This window comes from Streptomyces sp. NPDC051976 (assembly GCF_040680795.1).
In the GTDB taxonomy this organism is placed as follows: domain Bacteria; phylum Actinomycetota; class Actinomycetes; order Streptomycetales; family Streptomycetaceae; genus Actinacidiphila.
The window spans coordinates 102,418-108,966 of sequence record NZ_JBFAXL010000029.1 but is presented as its reverse complement, the minus strand read 5'-3'; the positions used below and the strand labels follow the sequence as shown (position 1 = coordinate 108,966).

7 protein-coding genes are annotated in these 6,549 nt (G+C 71.4%); 5 read left to right on the top strand and 2 right to left on the bottom strand.

Features of this window, described 5'->3' with window-relative positions; translation table 11 throughout:
- The first annotated feature begins 220 nt into the window (after positions 1 to 220).
- Both AB0M29_RS26405 and AB0M29_RS26400 read left to right on the top strand, forming a co-directional pair.
- A complete protein-coding gene (locus AB0M29_RS26405; protein ID WP_365386752.1) occupies positions 221 to 2,449 on the top strand; it encodes an RICIN domain-containing protein in 2,229 nt (742 codons plus the stop codon).
- A gap of 144 nt (positions 2,450 to 2,593) precedes the next feature.
- On the top strand, positions 2,594 to 3,166 hold the full coding sequence (locus AB0M29_RS26400) for a hypothetical protein (RefSeq protein WP_365386751.1): 573 nt from the start codon (positions 2,594 to 2,596) through the stop codon (positions 3,164 to 3,166).
- A gap of 51 nt (positions 3,167 to 3,217) precedes the next feature.
- Here AB0M29_RS26400 and AB0M29_RS26395 read toward each other — a convergent pair whose 3' ends face one another.
- Together AB0M29_RS26395 and AB0M29_RS26390 are read right to left on the bottom strand one after the other, a co-directional pair.
- Positions 3,218 to 3,784, bottom strand: a complete 567-nt coding sequence (locus AB0M29_RS26395; RefSeq protein ID WP_365386749.1) for a histidine phosphatase family protein — start codon at positions 3,782 to 3,784, stop codon at positions 3,218 to 3,220.
- Positions 3,785 to 3,822: 38 nt separating this feature from the next.
- Positions 3,823 to 4,248: a nucleoside deaminase gene (locus tag AB0M29_RS26390; RefSeq protein ID WP_365386778.1), complete on the bottom strand. Its 426-nt coding sequence runs from the start codon at positions 4,246 to 4,248 to the stop codon at positions 3,823 to 3,825.
- A 275-nt stretch (positions 4,249 to 4,523) separates the two neighbouring features.
- Between AB0M29_RS26390 and AB0M29_RS26385 the strand changes: the two genes are divergently transcribed.
- The 3 genes from AB0M29_RS26385 to AB0M29_RS26375 are packed head-to-tail and all read left to right on the top strand — an operon-like array spanning position 4,524 to position 6,534.
- Positions 4,524 to 5,027: a cupredoxin family copper-binding protein gene (locus AB0M29_RS26385; RefSeq protein ID WP_365386748.1), complete on the top strand. Its 504-nt coding sequence runs from the start codon at positions 4,524 to 4,526 to the stop codon at positions 5,025 to 5,027.
- On the top strand, positions 5,024 to 6,025 hold the full coding sequence (locus AB0M29_RS26380; protein ID WP_365386746.1) for a metallophosphoesterase: 1,002 nt from the start codon (positions 5,024 to 5,026) through the stop codon (positions 6,023 to 6,025). Before AB0M29_RS26385 ends, AB0M29_RS26380 begins: the two co-directional genes overlap by 4 nt.
- On the top strand, positions 6,022 to 6,534 hold the full coding sequence (locus AB0M29_RS26375) for a hypothetical protein (RefSeq protein ID WP_365386743.1): 513 nt from the start codon (positions 6,022 to 6,024) through the stop codon (positions 6,532 to 6,534). The genes AB0M29_RS26380 and AB0M29_RS26375 overlap by 4 nt, the downstream gene beginning before the upstream one ends.
- Positions 6,535 to 6,549: the final 15 nt, after the last annotated feature.

Here is a 6,549-nt window from a genome sequence, read left to right as displayed (position 1 = left end):
CGGGCCGGGCGTTCAGCCCGGCCCGACCGGTCTTGTGTCGTCTTGGTTGACACGGCCGCCGACGAGTCCCACCATGTTCCACCATCAGGGGTGAGCGAAACTGTTTGCTTCTCATTCATATTGAGCATCTGTGAGCACTTAGCGCGCACCCCGAGGTCATGGGCCGGTCGGCACGCCGGTCCACCACGATCGCGTTTCCTAGTCGAAGGCGGATCCCCCCATGTCACCTCCTCGGGTCAGACTTCTCGGTGTCGTCGCCGCTGCCGCGTTGGCGGTGGTGGCCGGTGCGCTGGCGGTGGTGCCCGGGGCTTCGGCGGCCCCGGCGGCCGCTTCGTACTCGGTCACGGTGGGGGCGAAGGGATCGTGGACGCATCCGGACGACACCCCGCCGAACCCGTACACCGACAAGGACGGCACGTTCTACTTCCAGGAGGCGCACTCCCTCTACGGCGCGTCCGACGGGCGGGCGTGGACGTTCTACTCCGGCGCGAACCTGGACGGTGCCACCCGCAGCGGTATCAGTGACGCGGTGAACCCGGCGAACGCCAACGACAAGAACAACGACACCACGTGGCGGTGCAACAACAGCCCCACCGGCCTGACCTCCAGCAACGCACCGGCCGGGTCGGGTTACGCGCAGCGCAACTACTGCGACCTGTCAGGGGTGTGGGTCGACCCGGACACCGGCGACTGGTACGGGCTGGTCCACAACGAGTTCACCCCGCAGCCCTTCGGCGACGGGCTGCACTACGACGCGATCGACTACGCGGTCTCCACCGACCAGGGCAGGACGTGGACGATCAAGAACCACGCGATCACCTCCCCGTACTCCACCACCCGCGGCGACACCACCGCCTTCCCCCAGCAGACCTACTACTACGGCGACGGTGACCAGCGGCTGTTCGCCGACACCGCCTCGGGGTACTTCTACGTCTTCTACGGCGCCCGCCTGGTGGACAAGAACGGCGGCTGGAAGGCGTTCTACGAACACGCCGCCCGCGCCCCGATGTCGGGCAAGATGGCGGCCGGCACCTGGCAGAAGTGGTACGACGGCGCCTGGACGCAGCCCGGAGTCGGCGGCAAGGAAAGCAACATGGTGCCGGTGGGCTCCGGCAGCACCACCGGCTACACGCCCACCTCGCAGGAGTACAGCCCGGCCAGCACCGGCACCGTCGACCAGCAGGTCGCCGCGGGCAAGACCCCGCCGACCTCACCGCTGTTCGTCATGGATGTCACGTACAACGCCTATCTGGGCCTGTACATCGGCGAACCGCAGGCGGTCGACCAGTCGGGCAACGCGCCGCAGCAGTACTACGCCACCGACAACCTCGCCACGCAGAAGTGGACCCTGCTCGGCGACACCGGCAGCTACCACACGGCGTCCTGGTACCGGATGTTCCTCGACAGTGCGAACAAGACCAGCTCCACCATCGTCGGCAAGGACTTCCGCACCTACTGCTCCTTCGGCTGCTCCGGCGGATCCTCCTCGGAGTACGTCAACGTCACCATCAACTCCTCGGCACCCGCCGCGGCGCCGTTCGACCCGGCGAAGACGTACCAGATCGCGGGCGGCAACGGCCGCGTCCTGGCCCAGGTCTCTGGCAGCTCCGCCACCACCTCGCTGGCCACCGCCTCGGGGACCGGTCTCGACGCCTGGTCGTTCACGGCCGACGGCGACGGCTCGTACCGGATCGCCAACGCCTCCACCGGCCAGCTGCTCGGTGTGGCCGCCACCTCCTCCGCCACCCGCGCCTGGGGCACCGCGCCGACCGTGACCGCCGCCCCGGCGGGCGGACCGACCGTCGGGCAGCAGTGGTTCATCGTCCCCGGCACCACCACCAGTGGTACGGCGGACGGCACGTACAAGCTGGTCAACCGCTACAGCGGCCTGGTCGTCGGGCTGTCCGCCACCAGTGGACGCCTGGCCGAGACCACCCCGGCCCGCTCCTGGACCAACTCCACCGGCAACAGCGTCGGCGGCACCCGCAGCGCCGCAGAACAGACCCTGACCATGACCGCGGTCGGCACCTCGTCCGGCAACCTCAACGGCACCCACACGCTCACCACCAGCGGCAAGGCCCTCGACGACCCCAACCACAGCACCACCGCCGGAACTCAGCTCATCACCTGGACCGCCAACGGCGGCACCAACCAGAGCTGGCAGTTCACCCAGCAGGCCGACGGCTCCTACCAGCTCAAGAACGCCCAGTCGGGACTGTGTGCCGACGTCAGCGGCGGCTCCACCACGGCGGGCGCCCAGGTCATCCAGTGGACCTGCACCACGGGCACCAACCAGCACTGGACCGTCACCCAGCAGTCCGGCGGCGCCTACACCGTCGCCTCCGTGAAGAGCGGACTGCTGCTCACCACCGCCTCCACCACCGACGGCGCCCTGGTCACCCAGCAGGCCGACACCGGCTCCGCACTCCAGAGGTGGACGATCGGCTAGCCGCTCGCCGACGACCACCCCCTGACGGCACCGGGCCTTCGGACGACCTCCGAAGGTCCGGTGCTCCGCGTGCCGACGCGGCGGACACCGCCGCATACGGTTTCATCGTGCGCAAACGGTGTGTTCCGGTGGGAAGGCGGCATTTTGGCGGACGAGCGGGACAGCGTGCCGGACGAGCGGGGCGACTCGGGCGGCCGTGGCGTGACTGCCACCTGGCCGAGGAGGCACCTGCAGCGGCTGCTGTTCGGGGGTGTCTACGGGACGGTGCTGGCCAGCGCGCTGGCGTCTGCGCTGGATCACGACGGCGAGCAGCAGGACCCCGGCTACGACGCGCTGTGGATTCTGGTGGCCGTCCTCGCGGCGGCCGCGGCGCACGGCTACGCGCACGCCGTCGCGCACTGGACGGCGGGGGAGGAGGGCGCGGAGGCCGGCCAGAAGAAGGTCACCGTCGAGGTCCTGCGGTCGGTGCTCACCGAGTGGCCGCTGGTTTTGGCCGCGGTGCCGACGGTCGCGGCGCTGCTGGGCGCCGCAGCCGGGTGGTGGAGCGAGCCGAGCGGGGTCGACGTCGCCCTGGTCATCAACACCGCGGCGCTGTTCGGATGGGGGCTGTGGGCGGCGCGAGTGGCGGGCCAGAACTGGCCCGCGGCCTGCCGCGTCGGGGGGATGGACGTCCTGATCGGCCTGTTCATCGTGGCCGCGAACGTGCTGAGCCACTGACTCCGCCGGGACGGGAGAGTGGGGAAGGCGCCCCGGCCGGTGGGACGGGGATCAGAGGCGGCGGCCGCGGGGGACGGCGAAGTGGGTGAGGGCGGCGGCGCCCGGGGCGAGGGCGGACCAGGGGGCGGGGAGTTCCAGGATCGCGAAGGCGGAGGTGGGGAACTTCTCGCGGGCGCGGGACAGCGCGTCGGGATCCGTGGCGGTGGCGGTGGCGGTGGCGGTGGTGCGGTCGGCCGGGCGGTCGTCGGCCAGGCCGAGTACCAGGTTCTGCAGGCCCGGCTGGTGGCCGATGAGCAGCAGGTTCCGTACCCGCGGCGGGGTTTCGCGTACGACGTCGAGGAGTTCGGCGGCGCTCGCGTCGTAGATCCTGGGGTCGAACACCACCGGGGCCGCGCAGCCGCAGGCGGAGGTGGCCGACTCCCAGGTCTCGCGGGCCCGCCGCGCGGTGGAGCAGACCACGAAGTCGGGGAGCCGGCCCAGCTCGCGCAGGAGTCGTCCGGCGGCCGGGGCGTCCCGGTGGCCGCGGGGGGCGAGCGGGCGTTCGTGGTCGTCCATGTCCGGCCACGCGGACTTCGCGTGACGCAGGACGATCAGACGGACGGGCTCGGCAGCGGTCATGCTCCCAGTGTCCTGCACATGCCCAGCCTGCGGGGTGGTTACCGCCCGATGTCCTCGAACCAGAGTTCGGGGGAAGCGGCGATGAAATCCGTCATGAGCGCGACACACTCGGCGTCGTCCAGCAGCGTCACCCGTACCCCGTGCTCGGCCAGCCACGCGTGGCCGCCCTCGAAGGTCCGCGCCTCGCCGATCACCACATGGCCGATGCCGAACTGCCGTACCAGGCCCGAGCAGTACCAGCACGGCGAGAGCGTCGTCACCATGGTCGTCCGCCCGTAGCCGCGCAGCCGCCCGGCGGCCCGGAACGCCGACGTCTCGCCGTGGGCCGACGGATCGCCGTCCTGCACCCTGCGGTTACGGCCCCGGCCCAGCAGTTCGCCCTCGGGCCCGAACAGCGCCGCGCCGATCGGGATCCCGCCCTCGGCGAGCCCAGTACGGGCCTCCGCGAGTGCCACGGTCAGCATGAGTTGGGGGTCGGGGCCGGAACCCGGGTCCTGGCCGGATCCCTCGGCCGCCGTCGGTCGCGTCATACCCCCACTCTCCGCGCGGCCGCGCGCCCTCGCAACGCGCACCGCCGTACGCCGAGGGGAGACTCGCGGCCGCGCCGACGACGACCGGCGGGTGTGCGGGTGTAACGCCCCCTCCTATCTCTTCGGTGAACGCCGGTCGCGCAAGGGCCGACCGGCGCCGCACGGAGTCCGCCGGGGGCGGCGGGCCGGAAGCCAGGAGAGAGACCACCATGCATCCGCGTATCAAACCGCGCGCCGGGGCCGGGCTGAGCCTCGTCGTGCTCGGCGCGCTCACGCTGCTGACCGCCTGCGGCTCGTCGCACTCGGCCGCCGGGGCCGACCCCTCGCTGCGGCCGGGCGCGGGGCAGAGCCTGGCGGGTGTGCCGGGTGACGCCGGGAAGGGGAGCCCGGCGACCAGCACGATGCCGGGCATGACGATGACCGCGCCCGTCACCGGAGCACCGTCCGCGCCCGTGGCCGGTGACACGGTGGCGATCAAGAACTTCGCTTTCGCGCCGGGGAAGTTGGTGGTCAAGGTGGGCACCACGGTGACCTGGACCAACCAGGACACCGACGCGCACACCGTGACGAGCACTGGCTCCGGCGGCCCGCTGAAGTCGGCGGCGCTGGGGACCGGCGGCACCTTCAGCTATACGTTCACCAAGCCCGGCACGTACGACTACCTGTGCACCATCCACCCGTTCATGACCGCCACCGTGACGGTGACCGCGTGACGGGGGCGCGCTCGACGTCCGGCGGGCCGGCGTCGGGGGACGGGCAGCCGGAGCAGACCGAGCACGGCATGACGCGTCGTCAACTCGTGCGGCACGCCGGATGGTTCGGCGGCGCGGTGGTGCTCACTGTCGCGGGCGGCGAGGTGATCAGCCATGTCGCGCACGACCACGACAGCGCCGCGGCGGCCTCGGCGGCACGTACGGCCGCAGACCCGAACGCGCTGCGCTTCGTCCAGGTCTCCGACAGCCACATCGGCTTCACCGGCCCGGCCAACACCGATGTCACCGGCTCCTTCACCGAGGCGATCACCCAGATCAACTCCCTGGGATTCCGGCCCGACTTCGTCATGCACACCGGCGACCTGACGCATCTGTCCACGCCCGAACAGTTCGACCAGGTCAAGCAGATGCTCACCGCCGCCCGTACCGACCGGGTCTTCACGGTGCCGGGCGAACACGACTCGGTGAGCGACAACGGCCGCGCGTACCGGCAGGCGTTCGGCCGCAACACCTCGGGCGACGGCTGGTACAGCTTCGACACCCACGGCGTGCACTTCCTCGCACTGGTCAACACCCTGAGCCTGGAGAAGCTCGGGCACCTGGGCGTCGACCAGATCGCCTTCGTCCGCAGGGACTTGGCGGCCGTGAAGTCCGACACCCCGGTGGTGGTCTTCAGCCACATCCCGCTGTTCGCGATGTACCCCAAGTGGGGGTGGAGCACCGACGACGCGATGCAGGTCATCGCGCTGCTACGGCGTTTCTCCTCGGTCACCTGCCTCAACGGCCATGTGCACCAGCTCTTCACCAAGACCGAGGGCAACATCACCTTCCACTCGGCGACCACCACCGCCTATCCGCTGCCCAAGCCCGGCCAGGGCCCGGCGCCGACCCCGCAGGTGCTGCCCGCCGGACGGCTCAAGGACGCGCTGGGCATCCGTACGGTCGACTACCGCGTCGGCGGCCAGGCGCTCGCCGTCAAGGACGTGAGGCTGGCATGAGCGGCGCACGCACGAGCGGTGACCGGACGAACAGCGCACGCGTGAGCGGCGATCGCGCCATGAGCGGGCGGCTCGTCGCCCCCGCGCTGCGCGTGGCGACCGCCGCCACCCTCACCGAGAGCGGCTATCTGCACGCCAAGCTCTACGTCGACGGCTACCGCTTCATCCATGACGTCGGCGTGATGTTCCTGCTCCAGGCCAGCGTCTCCTTCGCGGTCGCCGCGCTGCTGCTGCTCGGCGGGCCGCCGGTGCTGCGGCTGGTGGCGGCCGGGACGGCGGCCGGAGCGCTCACCGGCTTCGTCGCCTCCCGCACCGTCGGCGTCTTCGGGTTCACCGAACACGGCTTCCAGCCGCACCCGCAGGCCCTGCTCAGCGTGCTCGCCGAGTCCGCCACGCTCGTCCTGCTGGCCGCCCTGTGGGTGTACGGCGCCGTCACCGCGCGCACCGAACGGGCCGCGCGGGCCGAGGAACGCGCGGGGTGGGCGGCGCGGGGCTGGCGCCGGGTGTAACCCGGGTGGCTATTC

Coding starts and splice junctions, on each gene's coding strand:
- AB0M29_RS26375 (WP_365386743.1), top strand. CDS start 6,022: ATGAGCGGCGCACGCACGAGCGGTGACCGGACGAACAGCGCACGCGTG.
- AB0M29_RS26405 (WP_365386752.1), top strand. CDS start 221: ATGTCACCTCCTCGGGTCAGACTTCTCGGTGTCGTCGCCGCTGCCGCG.
- AB0M29_RS26390 (WP_365386778.1), bottom strand. CDS start 4,248: ATGCTGACCGTGGCACTCGCGGAGGCCCGTACTGGGCTCGCCGAGGGC.
- AB0M29_RS26395 (WP_365386749.1), bottom strand. CDS start 3,784: ATGACCGCTGCCGAGCCCGTCCGTCTGATCGTCCTGCGTCACGCGAAG.
- AB0M29_RS26385 (WP_365386748.1), top strand. CDS start 4,524: ATGCATCCGCGTATCAAACCGCGCGCCGGGGCCGGGCTGAGCCTCGTC.